Here is a 14,602-nt window from a genome sequence, read left to right as displayed (position 1 = left end):
TGCGATGAAAGTTCTGGTTGCCGACAAGTTCGAGAAGAGCGGTCTCGACGGCCTCGCCGCCGCCGGCTGCGAAGTCGTCTACAACCCGGACCTCAAGGACGAAACGCTGGTCGCGGCGATCGCCGAGACCGCCTGCGACGTCCTCGTCGTCCGTTCCACCAAGGTCCGGCGTCCGGCCCTCGAGTCCGGCAGTCTCTCGCTCGTCGTGCGCGCCGGCGCCGGCTACGACAACATCGACATCACCGCCGCCTGCGAGCGTGGCATCTACGTCGCCAACTGCCCCGGCAAGAACTCGGTGGCGGTGGCCGAGCTCGCCTTCGGGATGATCCTCGCTCTCGACCGGCGGATCCCCGACAACGTCGCCGACCTGCGCGCCGGCAAGTGGAACAAGAAGGAGTACTCCAAGGCGCGCGGCGTCCACGGCCGCACGCTCGGCCTGCTCGGCTTCGGCTCGATCGGCCAGGAGATGGCCAAGCGCGCCCAGGCCTTCGGCATGAACCTCGCGGTGTGGAGCGAGATCGGCGTCGAGACCGACCGCAGCGGCCTGCCGGTCGACCTGCCGCTGCTCGTCCGCCTGCGCCCCAGCTCGGGCTCGCCGCTCGAGCCGAACGTGCGGGTCTGCGCCACGCCCGAGGAGGTCGGCGAGCACGCCGACGTGCTCTCGGTCCACCTGGCGCTCAACGACAAGACGCGCGGCCTCGTCGGCAAGAAGGTCTTCGACCGGATGAAGCCGGGCTCGTTCTTCATCAACACCGCCCGCGGCGAGGTGGTCGACTACGCGGCGCTCGAGGAGGCGGTGCGGGAGAAGAAGCTACGCGTCGGCCTCGACGTCTACGCCAAGGAGCCGGCCACCGGCGAGGCCGAGTTCGTCGAGCCGCTGCTCGCGCTGCCCGGCGTCTACGGCACGCACCACATCGGCGCCTCGACCGACCAGGCGCAGGAGGCGATCGCCCTCGAGACGGTGCGCATCATCAAGGCGTTCACCGAGACCGGCCGCGTGCTGAACGTCGTCAACCTGTCGCGCCAGACGCAGGCGACCCACGTCCTCGTGGTGCGCCACCGCGATCGCCCCGGCGTGCTCTCCTCGGTCTTCGCCGCGCTCGCCACCGAGAAGGTCAACGTCGAGGAGACCGAGAACATCGTCTTCTCCGGCGCGCTCTCCTGCGTCGCCCGGATGAACCTCTCCGGCGAGCCGTCGCGCGAGGCCCTCGAGCGCATGGCCGCCGCCAACGACGCCATTCTCGACATCCAGCTCGTCCCGCTCGGCGCGCCGGCCGCCTCGTACCACCTGGCCCGCTCGCTGGCGACCCAATCGTAGGAGGTCCGCCATGTCCACCCTGACCACGCCTGCCGTCCACCGGGTGCTCAACTTCGGCGCCGGTCCCGCGGTACTGCCGCTGCCGGTGCTCGAAGAGGTGCAACGCGACCTGCTCGCGCTGCCCGGCGCCGGCATGTCGATTCTCGAGATCAGCCACCGCTCGAAGACCTTCGACGCCATCATCCAGGGCGCCGAGGCCGAGATCCGCAGCCTCGCCGGCATCCCGGCCAACTACCACGTCCTCTTCCTCCAGGGCGGCGCCAGCACGCAGTTCTCGCTGGTGCCGATGAACCTGCTGACGGCCGGAGCCACCGCCGACTACATCGTCACCGGCGCCTGGGGCAAGAAGGCGGTGAAGGAAGCCAAGCGCGTCGGCACCGTCAACGTCGCCGCGACCCTCGAGGCCGAGAACTTCAAGCGCATCCCCACGCCGGCGGAGATCAAGCTCACCCCCGGCGCCGCCTACGTCCACACCACGTCGAACGAGACGATTCACGGCGTGCAGTGGATGGCCGAGCCCGCGGTCGGCGCCGCGCCGCTGGTCTGCGACACCTCGTCGGACATGTTCTGCCGGCCGATCGACGTCGGCAAGTACGCCCTCATCTACGCCGGGGCGCAGAAGAACCTCGGCCCGGCGGGCGTGACGCTGGTCATCGTGCGCGAGGACATGCTCGCCCGCAGCCCCGAGTCGCTGCACACGATGTTCAACTACAACACGCACGCCAAGGAGAAGTCGCTCTACAACACGCCCTGCGTCATCGGCATCTACGTCCTCGGCCTGACGATGAAGTGGGTGCGCGAGAACGGCGGCCTCGCCGGCATGGCGGCGCGCAACGGCCGCAAGGCGGCGAAGCTCTACGCCGAGATCGACCGCACCGGCTACTACCGCGGCCACGCCGACAAGGCCTGCCGCTCGACGATGAACGTCACCTTCCGCCTGCCGAGCGAGGAGCTCGAGGCCGAGTTCGTCAAGCAGGCCAAGGCCGCCGGAATGGACGGCCTCAAGGGCCACCGCTCCGTCGGCGGCCTCCGCGCCTCGATCTACAACGCCTTCCCCGAAGAGGGCATCGACACCCTCGTCGAGTTCATGCGGGAGTTCGAGCGGAAGAACGGCTAAGCCGTTTCAGCGGTTCTGCTGTCGAGGCACTGGCCGAAGCTGGCCAGTGCCTTTTTCGTCTTCGCAGTGTGCCACCGGCGTCGCCTTGCGTTTGCTCGCATGTTCGGGCGGAGCCAGTAGGCCACTCGTCATTGCTGATAACTACTCTGGCCTGCGCGACCGGTGCGCGCGACTGGCTCCCCGCGCGCGGATTTCATCCAGGCTCGGAGCCCAACACGCTCGCCTCGAAGGCCGAGGATACGACTGCAGTCCTGCCCACCGTCATCGGCTCTTGAATAGGTGCTTGCCGGAAGAGTCCAGATGCGACGTGTCAGGCACCGGCTGGGCTGGCAGTGGCTGTGAGGAGCTGCCGGATGGTTGACACGATGAGCGTGCGGTCGAGGGGTCCACGGTTGTCGAGCTCCGCCGTCCACGGCAGCATGACTGACTGGGCGACGGCGTTGATGCGCTCGATCTGGTCGTCAGAGACAGGGATGTGGACGGACGCGTCGCGAGCATGGACACGCGTGAGGCACTGGTCGGGTGCGGCCAAGACGCGGACAAGAAGCACACGTGCCTCCTGGCGAAGTGCATCGAGCAGCCAGGGGAGATACGCAGAAGCGCCGGTACTCTCGAAACAGATGACGTCGTGCTGGCCGAGGGCTTCGCGAAGGGCGCTGAGGACGGCCCGAAAGCCTGCCTGCTCGAACTGCGAGTTGGAAGCGCCGAGCTGTTCCCGGACGCCAAGGAAGATCGGCTCGACGCTCAGGAAGTGGAGGCCGAGGTCGGTCGCGAGGAGGTACCCGATCGTGGACTTGCCAGCGCCTTTCGGGCCGACGAGCACGAGTACCTTCTTCATGAACGTCTGATCTGAGGGCACCGGTGCCTGACGGTTATGGAGTTCAGCGCCGGCAGGGACGGCCGCAGGCCAGCCCTGACTTCCGCTGCAATGATGAGATGGACTCCTCCCTCGACTCGGTCGGCATCTGGAGTGCCACAGTCGTCGGAGTCATGAGCGCATGCTCCCTGGAAAGGAGGAGTCCGTGAGTGAGACTACGACAACCCGGGACATCGGGCGTACCGTCATCGCCGTGGACTTGGTAAAGAGCGTCTTCGAAGTGGCCGTGTCCACGCGGCCGGGGCAGGTGCGACTGCGACGACGCTTGACCCGCTCGGCACTGCTCAAGTTCTTCGCCCTGGGAAGAGGTGCCACCCGATTTCCCGCTCGGCGCGACGCCCCGGAGTCGTCTTGGAATCTTGGACATGAGTCCAGGCTCGTTGCTGGGGAAGGGAGCGCCCTCCTCGAGCTTCGTAGTGAGCTCGCGGAGGTTCAGCCTGGCCAGAGGAGCTTCGGAACTCGGGTGGCACCTATTACCGGGGCATCGTCGCGCTCGCCCGCGAGCTGCTCATCGCACTCTCGCGCTTCGTGACCTTCGGCGAGATCCCCGCGGAAGCCAAGCTCAAGCCGGCTTGAGAGAAAAGACTCAGGTAGGGCAACAACGAACTCCGAAACACACTCCGTGAGTCCATGGACGATCGGCTGGTGGACCTGCCCGCACGATGCCGCTGGGTTTCCTCTGGGAACTGAGGGTTAGATGGGGCAGCTCCCACCAACGCTTCCACTCGGCTGCATCTTGCAGCGAACAGAGGATTCGGTGACGGCCCTCGAGGTCGCACGGATATAAGGTCGTGGCAGGACCAGGTCCTGCCCGCACGTGGAAGCGGCCAGCCGCACGTCGGATGCATGGGCTCGTACTGGAGAAGTCGCTGACGACGACAACAACCTCACCCGGCGAGGGGACTACTTGACGGAATCTCCCTCATAGAAGGCGGCGCCCCACGACCGACCAGCAATGTTGCTGGGACCTGCAGACGCCCAGAACGGGACCTGCCTAGCTGCGAGGATGTTCATAAGTGAGGTTTCGTCGAGGGAGGCCGGGCAGGTGATCTGCAGAACGAGGCGATCGGACTCTCCGTGGACTTCGAAGATGCGAAGTGACCTACCACGGACAGAGCGAACCCCGAGATGGCAGGAGCGGATCTGAGAGTAGCGAATGGGGCGGGCGCCGTGGCTGGACACGACGACGATTCTGTCCTTGTAGAGCCTCACGGTTTGCGGGAGGAGCGTCGCCGACACCAGAACCAGCATGATGAATAGCGACGTCAGGAGGCCAATCGCTAGGGTGGCTGGGTCGAATCGGTGAAGTCGCCACCACGCGATCGCCGCGAGGACCGGCCACGGCGAGGCTAGGAGGAGCGTCAGACGAACGACGGCCCGCTTGTGCAGCATCAAGTCGTTCCATGCGAAGGCGGCACGGTCTCGATGGGCCTCTTGCCACTTGAGGAGGGGACGCTCGAAGAACACGACTGAATGTGGCGACGCCTAACGGATGTGGAGTTCAGCGGCGGCAGGGATGGCCGAAGGCCAGCCCTGACGTCCGCTGAAACGACGTGTTAGCCGCCGACTCAACTGAGCTTCGAATCGAGGTAGTGAAGAAGCGTCCGAGCGACGTTGATGACGAGCATGGCCTCTTCGCTTGGAAGCAGAACCTCGTTGGGGTGGGCGACGCTCGTTCGGTTGCGAACAGGGTTCAGCGCGTCGATGATGCTCGCGCAAGCGCGGAGCACCTGCTCGATGTCCTGCGGTCTCGGCCCAAGCGCCCGGAGTGAGGGGTGATGGTCTCGAAGCAGCCGGAACAACTGGGTGATACTGGCATCCGGCGGATACGAGATCGAGTTAGCCGTGCACACCGCGAGCAAGTAACCGTGAAGCGCCGTGTGGACCCTATCGACGCCGCTGGTCGCCCCGCTTGACCGAATAAGCGCCTCCGCGTCGCCTATCGCTCTTGCGACCACGGCCGACGTGATTCGCGGGGCCGGAGACTCAATCGGCGATGCGCCCTCAAGCTGGAGAATCCAGCCGGAGATCTCGCCGTAGAGCTCCTCTGTTCTGGTGTCTGGACCGGAGCCACGCGGAAAGCGCTCTAGCACTCCCCTCAGTATTCGCGCTTGATCGCCAGGCGAGGCACCTCCCAGAATCGTGACGAACCTCTCGCGCGTGGTCCCGGGAAGCGCATTCGGGTCGATATCAAGGCCACAGTACTCGGGATAGAACTCTGCATGGGTGCGGTAGCTGAAATCGCCGAGGTACCCGCCCGCTACCCCGATGTACCGATTCACCACCTTAAGGATCTCAGCTCGAGCGAGTGGCGGCATATGCAAACGGTTCCCGAGGCGGCTAACTACGTTTCGTCGACCACCGCGAAACTTGCGTTCCGTGTGACAACGTCGCGTAAGCAAAGTGGGAGAACGTGGTCATCGACGGCCTCAGGTGTCTTCGCTGCTGTATTTCGAGGCAGTGTAGATGGTTGCGCGGAGATTGGCAATCCTGGTGACAACGGTCGGATAAACCGAATCGTCAGAGGGAGTCGATCGGGCTGCGGACACCGAGGCCGCCGCGGTTGAGGACGTGGGTGTAGATCATCGTGGTGGTGACCTGGCGGTGCCCCAGGAGCTCCTGAACGGTGCGGATGTCGTAGCCCGCCTCGAGGAGGTGGGTGGCGAAGGAGTGCCGGAGAGTGTGGCAGGTGACGCGCTTGGCGAGGCTGGTTCGCCGGGCCGCGGCGGTGATGGCGCGCTGGATCCGTTCCGGGTAGAGGTGGTGCCTTCCGACCCGTCCGGGACGAGGTGCCACCCGATTTCCCGGTCGGCGCGACGCCCCGGAGTCGTCTTGGAATCTCGGACATGAGCCCAGGCTCTTTGCGGGGGAAGGGAGCGCCCTCCTCAAGCTTCGTAGTGAGCTCGCGGAGGTTCAGCCTGGGCAGAAGAGCTTCGGAGATCGGGTAGCGCCTACTACTACTGGCCGTTGCGGGCAGGTTGACGAGGGCGGATGGCTACGCGGAAGGAGCCGCAGCTCTCACGTTGATCGAGCCGCTTCGACGTGGGAAGCGCGTTACCCTCGGCGCCGACAAGGTCACGACACGGCAGCCTTCGTTGCGGAGCTGCCGCAGCTCGGAGTCACGCCGCACGTGTCGCAGAACCGGAACGGTCGCCGCAGCGCCATCGACGGGCGAACGACTCGGCATCTCGGTTACCAGATCAGCCAAGCGCTACGGCCGATGATCGAACGAGTGCCGGCTTGGCTCAGGAACAACGCCGGGCAACGAAAGACGAAACACCGAGGCCAAGCTCGCGTCCAATGGAGCTTCCTCTTCGCCCTCGGGGCCTACGACCTCAGCCGAATGCGAAGACTGGAGGCCGCGACGTGACCCACCGGCACAAGACAGAGACCAAGTCGCCCGGCAAGACGAGCGAGATCGCGGGGAGACCAGCCGGGCGTTGGTCCTCTCGGCCGCCTCAACAGCTCTTCGAGTGCCCAAATGCAGCCTCGGAACACCGTTTTCCCGCAGCCTCTTAGGAGCTTGCGTTGGGAGAGATCATCGAGAAAGAACCGATGTCCAACTCGCGCACATCAAGACCAGCCAATAGCTCGACAAGGCCAACGAGCGACCCTACGGGGGCGCTGCCGAAGTCAATTGAGAGGGACCAGCTGTCGACGGCAAGTGCAGGTTGAGTGACACCGTGGATGACACCGGAAAGGCCGTCGTGACCGGGCGGCTTTTCGTCGTTCACGTCGATTTCGTTCAGAACCCAGTCTTGGAGCGGAGCCCATGTTGCGGGCAGGCCGATGCCGCGAAACTCCACGCCGTTCCAGTGAAGTGGGTGAAGAACAGCGCGAAGTCGTCCCACCTCGAATTTGACCGGCTCGAAAGAGAGGTAGGAATCGGGGTTGAAGTCGGTCAGTTTGGGGTCTTCGGCTGTGCCCGCCAGAAGGTCGATCCGGTACAAGGAGTAGGGACGCGGAATACGGCCCTGCCCGATCTCAAGCAGGACTTCGGGCTGGCCGTCGGACTCTTGTCGACGGGCCTCAGCTATGCCGGAACGCAGATGATCGAGATAGTGATTGCGCAAACGGGTAAGCAATTCGGTGACGGGCACCGCGCGTTTCTCCGGTCCGCCCAACTCTGTATTCGACCCCACCCCGACCTCCTACGCGAACCTGCAAACACGGCACATTCTGCCGTGTAACTCCGGCGGGCAGGACGCGACGAGGGGGCGAGAAGTCGCATGGCTGGTTGACTTGGGGGCAGTGTAGGCGGCTGCATGGCGTGTGTCAAACGTGGCGTGTGTCAAACGTGGCGTGTGGCGCCGTATAACGCCGGCGCTTCAAAAAGGTGGTCGGCGGGGCCGCGAGTGCCGCGGCAGGACCGGGAAGAGGTGCCACCCCGGGAAGAGGTGCCACCCGATATCCCGCTCGGCGCGACGCCGCGGAGTCGTCTTGGAATCTTGGACATGAGTCCAGGCTCGTTGCTGGGGAAGGGAGCGCCCTCCTCGAGCTTCGTAGTGAGCTCGCGGAGGTTCAGCCTGGCCAGAGGAGCTTCGGAAATCGGGTGGCACCTATTGCAGCTGCCGACCCCGGACTCGGCCATTACCACGAGCGCTCACCCGCCGTCCCCTTCACGCCAGCCGCACCAACCCGCTCGAGCTCCGGACGCGGCGCGTACAATTGCCCTTCGACCTCCTCGAGCATGGATCGATCAATGGACACTCGTCGTAGCGAGCTAGGCACCGAATCGATTGCCTCCTATGTCATCGCCACGACCTACCTGAGGAGCGAGGCTTCTTGGGGTAAGTCGAACGCATGGCAGGCGCACGCTCGAACCTCGGCCTACTGGGGAATGGTATCGACCCTCCCCGCATCGGCCATCTGTTTCTTGATTGCCGGGGCCATCTGGCGGCGCATGAGCACCTTCGAACTCTGTGTGCTCGTCATCCCGATCGGATTGGCGACCAGTGCCTACGCGGAAAAGGTCCGGAAGACCGCGTGTCGAAGCGTTGCTGCGGCCAGGAGTCGACTCGACAAGGCCCGGAGAAAGCGACTCGACCGCATTCAGCTCTTTGCGGAGCTTCTCTACCTGGCCCTGTGCATCCTCGCGATGGTTGGAGCCCGCGGATTCTACTTCCGAGCGACCGGCTTGCGGCCCGCTTCGTAGCGATGGCCAAGGGGTGAGACGTCGTTTGACTCTGCCGGCGGCCCACTTTGGTGCGAAGACAGTTCCATTCCCAGTCGAGGAGAAGAGAGACGCGCAGAGAGGAAGCCGACGTCGCTCAGGGATGTCGATTGCACTCCGACGCGAGGCGACCGCCACCCGTCAAGCATCGAAGGGACTCCTGGGAACCGAGCGAGATCCCGTCGTCGCCCTGCTCACTCTCGCCATCGCCCGCTCCATCCGGCCGCGAATGTACCGCCGGTGGAGGGTCGGGAAGACGTTCACGAGGAGCTGCGCGAGGAGGAAGCCAGCGACGACGGACCAGCGACCGACGGCGATCGCGATCACGACGAACGGGGTGAGCAGCACGGCGACCCAGAAGTGGCACGCTTCGGCGGAGGCGGTTTGGAATCGCACGCGCTCTGCGTCGGCTCGGGATCCGTCCAGATCGACCCGCGCGTTCAGGTGGCGAAGCGGGGTGTTTCGCAGCAGGCGTCCGAAGCGCAGCACGCCGTGGCGGCGCAGGGTGCCGCCCTCGCGCTCCCACGGCCACACTCCGGCGGCGGACTTGGGCAGTCGCCCCTCGTTTCGTCCCCACGGTATCGGCAACCACATCCCGCGAGACACCCCTCCTCCGTATCGGCGTTCCAGGCCCGTTCATTCAGGCTAGAATAGCCACATCATGCGAGCGAGCATCTCGGAGGCGAAGAACGGGCTCTCGGCCCTGCTCGACCGGGTGCGGGCCGGTGCCCGCGTGGTGATCGAGGATCGCGGCGTGCCGATCGCCCGGATCGAGCCACTCGGCGCTCCGGGGGCCACCGAGGGCCGGCTCGCCCGGCTCGAGCGGGCCGGGCTGGTGAGGTCGCCGCGCGCCAAGGTCCCGCGCGGGATTCTCGCCGCGCCGCCCCCGCGGGCGCGCGGGCGTGCCGCGGCGAGCGCCGCGCTGATCGACGAGCGGCGGAGCGGGCGGTGAGGTTCTGGGACAGCTCGGCGCTTGTTCCATTGCTGGTCGAAGAAGCGTCGACTGCACGGCTACTCGCGCTCTATCGCGAGGATCTCGAAGTCGTCGCCGCGTGGACCACACCGGTCGAGTGCGCCTCGGCCGTCGCCCGGCTCGAACGGCAGGGGGACCTCTCGTCCACCGACGCCAACGAGGCTTTCGCGCGCCTCGATGCGCTCGCCCCGAGTTGGATCGAGGTCGACCCGCGCGACGAGCAGCGCGAGATCGCCCGCCGCCTGCTGCGCGTCCATCCGCTGCGCGCCGCCGACGCGCTGCAGCTCGCCGCCGCCGTCCTCGCCGCCGAGCGCCGCCCGGCCACCCTCGACTTCGTCACCCTCGACGACCGCCTCGCCGACGCCGCCCGTCGCGAGGGCTTCCGACTGCTTTCGGCCTGAGCGGAAACGCCGCCCCCGGGCGCCGGCCCACTCGGACCGGGCCACCCTCGGCTTGCGCCGCGCGCCCACCGCGCACAGGGCGCACGAGAGGTCTCGAACGCCCGGATCCCGTGGGCTTGCATGCGGGAACGACTGCTCCCACGCCTGGCCTGGGAGCCTTGACCTGTCTGCGGAGACCGGCGCAAGCTCAGCCGAGGGGCTCGATCCGTCGTCGGCTGCAAAGAGACAACCACCGGCAAGGAGGTTGACCATGGCGAGGTTCTCCAACGCACGTCGTCGACGTCACACCCTCGTCTGCGCGTGCATGGCGTCGGCTCTCCTCGCGATCGGTGCCGCGGACGCGGAAGGAATCGGTGGCGACAGGTTCGAGCCTTCCGCGTGCGACGGCGGACAGCTCGCCGCGAGGGCGCACGACGGCGGCGAGATCGCATCCGAAGCTCCTCCAGCCGCCGCCACACCCACGCCCGCCACGGTGGCTCCGCCAAGCGGTTCGGCTCCGCCTCTTCCCGTCGCGAAGGCCGACTCCCTCTGGACGAAGTTGGCCACCCAGGCGGTATCCCGGGGTTGGCTCTGCCCCGAATCCGACCTGCCCGCGGGTGCCCCGGCGGTCGCGGTGCGAGAACCCAACAAGCTCACCGAGTCGGTGCCGCGCATTCACGACTTCCTGGCCGCGTTTCGCCTCTCGAGCGGACCGAGTCACCCGCGGCCGGCGCTCGAGCTCGTCCTCTTCGAGGAGTTCGTGCAGGGGCAATTCCGTTGGACGACGGCCTGCTACGAGCTCTGGGAGCTTCAGGGAGATCCGGCAACGGCCACGCCGGACACACCGCTCGCCCGTCTCGCGCTTGGCTGCCGGTACTGGCACCGTGGCGCACCCGGCGACTTCAAGTTCGTCGGCTGGGGGTCGCCGGTGAGGCTCGGCCACAGCCAGGACTGGGAGGAGATCCACTGGAGTCGCCCTCCGACGCTCGCCAAGCCGGTGAAGACGACGCTTCAGGTCTTGCAGCAGCTCCTCGAAGGCAACGCCGTACCCGCCAACGGAATGTACATCCCGGAACGGTTGGGGCATCGACCGCCCGCCACCCGGCTGAGCCTGAAGAGCGCGGGCGGCAGGATCGATCCCCCGGCCTGGAGCGACCAGCCGGAAGCCGTGTTCCCGAAAGAGCCGTAGCGCCTCACCGGCCCTGACCGAAAGACGCGCTCGAACGAACGGAGGGCAACTCCCTCCGGCGCTGCTCTCTCCGTTGTCGCATCGAACCGGTTGGCAACCTGCACGAGAGCCCCGAGAGGCTCCGGCGATTCCACCGACGCCAGGACGAGGGTTCCCGTCGCAACGTCACCTCGCGCGGCGTCTCGATCGTCGACCACCAACCGACGCCGCGCTTCCTTTCGCCGTGCAGGGGCATCGGGACCCCTCGCCCGTCCGTCTCGACAAGACGAGCGAGCCCGGACGCGAAGCGTCAGGGACCGCTGCCCTCGCCGCCAAGGAGACCGAACCGCTCCGTCACCCGCCAGGGCGACATCCCCTCCTGCCGGATCCGGCAGACGGACTCGAAGCGGATCGTCAACCCATCGCGGAGTGAGGCGACCGCGGCGAGATCGTTTCCCTCGGCCCTGGGGTTTCGGGGGTGAGCCAGGGTGAGGTGCGGCGACGGACGCCGAGCTGGAACGGAGCCCAGGGCCAACTGCCGCAGGGCGTGGAATTCGTCGTCGCCGGAGATGCATGGCAGGAGGATGCCGTGGGTGCTGAACGGCTCCGGCGCCCCGAACGCGAGGGTCAGGGGTCGGGCTTGCGGTTTCGACAACCTCTCCTGCAAGACAGCCACGCTCAGCCCGTCCAGCTCGTCCTCCCGGCACAGCGTGACGTGAGCCGGGATGAGGCGAGACTGCACGGGGTCCAGCGACGCCCGATACGCTTCGATTCGCTCGGCGACCGGACCCGCGACGAAGAGGGTGAGTTGGATTCGGCTGTTCACCATGGCGGGAGAGCCCGGTCGTCGGGCACCGGAGCAGCGTTTGGCATGCGGGAGGTCCGGGACGAGCCGGGGCGGATCGTTCGTGGCCGTGACGCGACGGCTTCGCCGTTGCCTCGGCACGTGGCGGCGGTCCGTCCTCGGCCAGCCTACTTGCCCAGGACGGAGTGATGGACCTCGGCGGTCAGCGCCTCGATCCGCGTCGTCAGCGTCCGGATGATCTCGGTCAGCTTGGTGTTCTCCGCCAGGAGCGTCAGCACCAGCTCCGTCTGGCGCGCCGCGTGCATCGAGCGCTCGACGCTGTCCTGAGCCAGCTCTTCGCGATGCATCGCGTCGGCCTCCGCATGTGCCTTGTCGCGATCGGCCTGCCGCGTGGCCGCGAGCAGGATCAGCGGAGCGGCGTACGCGGCCTGCAGGCTGAAGGCCAGGTTCAGCAGAATGAACGGGTAGACGTCGAACTTCGTCAGCCCCAACTGGTTGATCAGAATCCAGCCGATCACGATGGCCGTCTGCGACACGAGGAAGACGGGCGTCCCGAAGAACCTCGCGAACTGCTCTGCCTTCAGCGCAAACCAGTCGTTTCCGAAGGCCTGGAAGAGATGCTCGTGGGGGCGATGAAAGCGAAAGTGGTCGCTGCCTTGCTCGGCCTCTTGGCCGGTGACTCCGTCGTTCTCCGCTCGCGTCATGGGGCCGTTCTCCGTCGAAGGGCGTGCGCTGCTCGGTGGAGCCGAACGAAACCGAGGTTCTCTGGCGCAGGGCTGCGGGTGAGCCCTGGGCTCCGGGGACGGCTCCCCGCGTTCCCGGAGCGCTCCGTGGACTGTCGCTCTTTTCACCGATCGAGACAACCCGAGCCTGGGTGCCGCGCGCACCGCCGCTGCGGGCCGACGCCCTTCCCGCCCGCGCCGGAACGCCGCGCGTCGCTTCGGCTTGCAGCACAGTCCCGCCTGGACCTACACTGAGCGGCGAAAGGAGAGACTCGGGAATGCCACGACGCGCGCGCTCGGCCACGGGGGCCGAGGAGACGACGATCCGGGCCGAGGTGATGCGAGTCACCTGGGATGCCTCGTTCGCCACCGGCGTGCGCGCGATCGACGTGCAGCACAAGCTGCTGATCGAGATCATCAACGACCTCGGCGACGCGATCGCCCACGGCAAGGGCTCGGCCGAGATCTCGCGCGTCCTCGGGTTTCTCAAGTACTACTCCTCCTGGCACTTCGAGCGCGAGGAGGAGTGCATGGAGCGCCATCGCTGCGCTGCGGCCGAGGTCAACAAGAAGGCACACTGCCAGTTCGTGATGACCTTCATCGCCCTCGAGGAGGAGTTCCGCGCCTCCGGCGGCTCGCCCGAGCTCGCCCTGCGGATGCATCGCGAGCTCACCTCCTGGATGGTCCGGCACATCCGCGGCGTCGACCTCGAGCTGCGCGAGGTCGCGATCCCGGCGCCCGACCCCGACGCGATGTCGTTCGCCTAGGCCTCCTCTCGCGTCCGGCCGATGGCCCAATCCGCCGAGACCGGTCGCGTGTCCCCCCTCTCCTCCCGCTCCTTCCTGCCGGCCTGGTGGCGCGACGCGCCGCCCACCGCACGCCGCGCGCTCGCCGCCGCGCAGCTCGGCTGGATGCTCGACGCGATGGACTTCGCCCTCTACCTGATGGCGATCCCGGCGCTGCAGCACGAGTTCGGCTTCGACAAGGCGACCGCCGGCCTGCTGGCGACCGTGGCGCTCCTCTCCTCGGCGTTCGGCGGCGTCTTCTTCGGCGCGCTCGCCGACCGGATCGGGCGCACGCGAGCCCTCTCGGCGACCGTCCTGGTCTACTCCTTCGCCTCCCTCGGCACCGCGATGTCGGGCAGCGTCCTTCAGCTCCTCGCCTGGCGAACGCTGCTCGGCCTCGGCCTCGGTGGCGAGTGGTCGGCCGGCGCGGTGCTGGTGGCCGAGAGCTGGCCCGCCGAGCATCGCGGCAAGGCCATCGGCTTCATGCAGGCGGGGTGGGCGATCGGCTACCTCGTCGCCGCGCTGCTCGCCGCGCTGATCCTGCCGACGCTCGGCTGGCGGGCGCTCTTCGTCGTCGGCGTCGCCCCGGCGCTGCTCGCCGTCTGGATCCGCCGCCGCGTCGCCGAGCCCACCGCGTGGAGCGCGCGCCGGCCGTCGACCGCGAGCGTCCTCGCCGCCCTGCGGACGCCCGCCGTGCTGCGCCGCCTCGCCGCCGCGAGCCTCCTCTCGGCGGCGGTGATGTTCGGCTACTGGGGCCTCTTCACCTGGGTCCCGAGCTTCCTCGCCAACCCGGTCGACCAGGGTGGCGCCGGGCTCGGGCTGGTGCGCTCGGCGGTCTGGATCGTGCCGATGCAGCTCGGTGCCTTCGCCGGCTACGCGAGCTTCGGCTTCTTCGCCGACCGCTTCGGCCGGCGGCCGAGTGCCGCCGTCTTCCTCGTCGCTGCCGCCGCGCTCGTGCCGCTCTACGGCGGGCTCGCGCGCACGCCCTGGGCGCTGCTCGCCCTGGGACCGCTGCTCGGCTTCTTCGGCCACGGCTACTTCAGCGTCTTCGGCGCGCTGCTCGCCGAGCTCTTCCCCACCGCCGTGCGCGGCGCCGCCCAGGGGCTCGCGTACAACGCCGGGCGGGCGCTCTCCGCCGCCGCGCCGACGGTGATCGGCGCGCTCGCCACGCGCCACGGCCTCGGCACCGCTCTCGGCGCCACCTCGGCGTTCTTCCTCGCCGGCGCGCTGCTGCTCGGGCTCGTTCCCGAGACGCGCGGCCGCGCGCTTCCCGACTGAGCGGCG

At 67.5% G+C, this 14,602-nt stretch carries 16 protein-coding genes; 8 read left to right on the top strand and 8 right to left on the bottom strand.

The features are described from left to right. Positions 1-4 precede the first annotated feature (4 nt). Positions 5-1,318 carry a hydroxyacid dehydrogenase gene (locus IPJ17_07785; protein ID QQR75462.1) on the top strand — a complete coding sequence of 438 codons (1,314 nt, stop codon included), beginning with the start codon at positions 5-7 and terminating at the stop codon, positions 1,316-1,318. A 10-nt stretch (positions 1,319-1,328) separates the two neighbouring features. Beyond that, complete coding sequence (serC, locus tag IPJ17_07780; protein QQR75461.1) at positions 1,329-2,435, top strand: 3-phosphoserine/phosphohydroxythreonine transaminase; 1,107 nt, start codon at positions 1,329-1,331, stop codon at positions 2,433-2,435. A 310-nt stretch (positions 2,436-2,745) separates the two neighbouring features. Here serC and IPJ17_07775 read toward each other — a convergent pair whose 3' ends face one another. The 5 genes from IPJ17_07775 to IPJ17_07755 all read right to left on the bottom strand — a co-directional run bounded on the left by IPJ17_07775 (position 2,746) and on the right by IPJ17_07755 (position 7,412). Beyond that, positions 2,746-3,273 carry a hypothetical protein gene (locus tag IPJ17_07775; protein QQR75460.1) on the bottom strand — a complete coding sequence of 176 codons (528 nt, stop codon included), beginning with the start codon at positions 3,271-3,273 and terminating at the stop codon, positions 2,746-2,748. 942 nt (positions 3,274-4,215) lie between these two features. After that, entirely contained in the window at positions 4,216-4,779 is a 564-nt protein-coding gene (locus IPJ17_07770; protein QQR75459.1) for a hypothetical protein, read from the bottom strand. A 101-nt stretch (positions 4,780-4,880) separates the two neighbouring features. Then, the gene (locus tag IPJ17_07765; GenBank protein ID QQR76119.1) at positions 4,881-5,597 is read right to left on the bottom strand and encodes an abortive infection family protein; all 717 of its coding nucleotides are present in this window, start codon (positions 5,595-5,597) and stop codon (positions 4,881-4,883) included. Positions 5,598-5,832: 235 nt separating this feature from the next. Further along, on the bottom strand, positions 5,833-6,201 hold the full coding sequence (locus IPJ17_07760; protein ID QQR75458.1) for a tyrosine-type recombinase/integrase: 369 nt from the start codon (positions 6,199-6,201) through the stop codon (positions 5,833-5,835). Between the two features lie 626 nt (positions 6,202-6,827). Continuing rightward, positions 6,828-7,412, bottom strand: coding sequence for a hypothetical protein (locus IPJ17_07755; protein ID QQR75457.1), 585 nt, complete (start codon positions 7,410-7,412; stop codon positions 6,828-6,830). Between the two features lie 602 nt (positions 7,413-8,014). Here IPJ17_07755 and IPJ17_07750 point away from each other — a divergent pair. Further along, positions 8,015-8,467, top strand: coding sequence for a hypothetical protein (locus IPJ17_07750; protein QQR75456.1), 453 nt, complete (start codon positions 8,015-8,017; stop codon positions 8,465-8,467). 159 nt (positions 8,468-8,626) lie between these two features. Here IPJ17_07750 and IPJ17_07745 read toward each other — a convergent pair whose 3' ends face one another. Further along, the gene (locus tag IPJ17_07745) at positions 8,627-9,079 is read right to left on the bottom strand and encodes a hypothetical protein (GenBank protein QQR75455.1); all 453 of its coding nucleotides are present in this window, start codon (positions 9,077-9,079) and stop codon (positions 8,627-8,629) included. Positions 9,080-9,158: 79 nt separating this feature from the next. Here IPJ17_07745 and IPJ17_07740 point away from each other — a divergent pair, with 79 nt between their 5' ends. The 3 genes from IPJ17_07740 to IPJ17_07730 all read left to right on the top strand — a co-directional run bounded on the left by IPJ17_07740 (position 9,159) and on the right by IPJ17_07730 (position 11,027). Beyond that, a complete protein-coding gene (locus IPJ17_07740) occupies positions 9,159-9,437 on the top strand; it encodes a type II toxin-antitoxin system prevent-host-death family antitoxin (GenBank protein QQR76118.1) in 279 nt (92 codons plus the stop codon). After that, entirely contained in the window at positions 9,434-9,859 is a 426-nt protein-coding gene (locus IPJ17_07735) for a type II toxin-antitoxin system VapC family toxin (GenBank protein QQR75454.1), read from the top strand. The genes IPJ17_07740 and IPJ17_07735 overlap by 4 nt, the downstream gene beginning before the upstream one ends. Positions 9,860-10,472: 613 nt before the next feature. Continuing rightward, a complete protein-coding gene (locus IPJ17_07730; GenBank protein QQR75453.1) occupies positions 10,473-11,027 on the top strand; it encodes a hypothetical protein in 555 nt (184 codons plus the stop codon). A gap of 289 nt (positions 11,028-11,316) precedes the next feature. Here the strand turns inward: IPJ17_07730 and IPJ17_07725 are convergent, their stop codons facing one another. Then, positions 11,317-11,835 (bottom strand): 2'-5' RNA ligase family protein, encoded by a 519-nt coding sequence (locus tag IPJ17_07725; GenBank protein ID QQR75452.1) that lies wholly within the window; start codon positions 11,833-11,835, stop codon positions 11,317-11,319. 143 nt (positions 11,836-11,978) lie between these two features. Further along, complete coding sequence (locus tag IPJ17_07720; GenBank protein ID QQR75451.1) at positions 11,979-12,515, bottom strand: DUF1003 domain-containing protein; 537 nt, start codon at positions 12,513-12,515, stop codon at positions 11,979-11,981. Positions 12,516-12,811: 296 nt separating this feature from the next. On the opposite strand from IPJ17_07720, the gene IPJ17_07715 reads away from it, so the two are divergent. Beyond that, a complete protein-coding gene (locus tag IPJ17_07715) occupies positions 12,812-13,300 on the top strand; it encodes a hemerythrin family protein (GenBank protein ID QQR75450.1) in 489 nt (162 codons plus the stop codon). A gap of 21 nt (positions 13,301-13,321) precedes the next feature. Beyond that, positions 13,322-14,596, top strand: a complete 1,275-nt coding sequence (locus IPJ17_07710; GenBank protein QQR75449.1) for an MFS transporter — start codon at positions 13,322-13,324, stop codon at positions 14,594-14,596. The last annotated feature ends 6 nt before the right edge of the window (positions 14,597-14,602 follow it).

It is taken from the genome of Holophagales bacterium, from assembly GCA_016699405.1.
Lineage (GTDB): Bacteria > Acidobacteriota > Thermoanaerobaculia > Multivoradales > JAGPDF01 > JAAYLR01.
Note: the sequence above shows the minus strand (reverse complement) of the source record. Positions and strands in the feature narration are given on the sequence as shown.

Bases quoted from the DNA above. Each gene is read 5' to 3' on its own strand.
- IPJ17_07785 (QQR75462.1), top strand. From the start codon at position 5: ATGAAAGTTCTGGTTGCCGACAAGTTCGAGAAGAGCGGTCTCGACGGC.
- serC (QQR75461.1), top strand. From the start codon at position 1,329: ATGTCCACCCTGACCACGCCTGCCGTCCACCGGGTGCTCAACTTCGGC.
- IPJ17_07775 (QQR75460.1), bottom strand. From the start codon at position 3,273: ATGAAGAAGGTACTCGTGCTCGTCGGCCCGAAAGGCGCTGGCAAGTCC.
- IPJ17_07750 (QQR75456.1), top strand. From the start codon at position 8,015: ATGGACACTCGTCGTAGCGAGCTAGGCACCGAATCGATTGCCTCCTAT.
- IPJ17_07745 (QQR75455.1), bottom strand. From the start codon at position 9,079: ATGTGGTTGCCGATACCGTGGGGACGAAACGAGGGGCGACTGCCCAAG.
- IPJ17_07725 (QQR75452.1), bottom strand. From the start codon at position 11,835: ATGGTGAACAGCCGAATCCAACTCACCCTCTTCGTCGCGGGTCCGGTC.
- IPJ17_07720 (QQR75451.1), bottom strand. From the start codon at position 12,515: ATGACGCGAGCGGAGAACGACGGAGTCACCGGCCAAGAGGCCGAGCAA.
- IPJ17_07715 (QQR75450.1), top strand. From the start codon at position 12,812: ATGCCACGACGCGCGCGCTCGGCCACGGGGGCCGAGGAGACGACGATC.
- IPJ17_07710 (QQR75449.1), top strand. From the start codon at position 13,322: ATGGCCCAATCCGCCGAGACCGGTCGCGTGTCCCCCCTCTCCTCCCGC.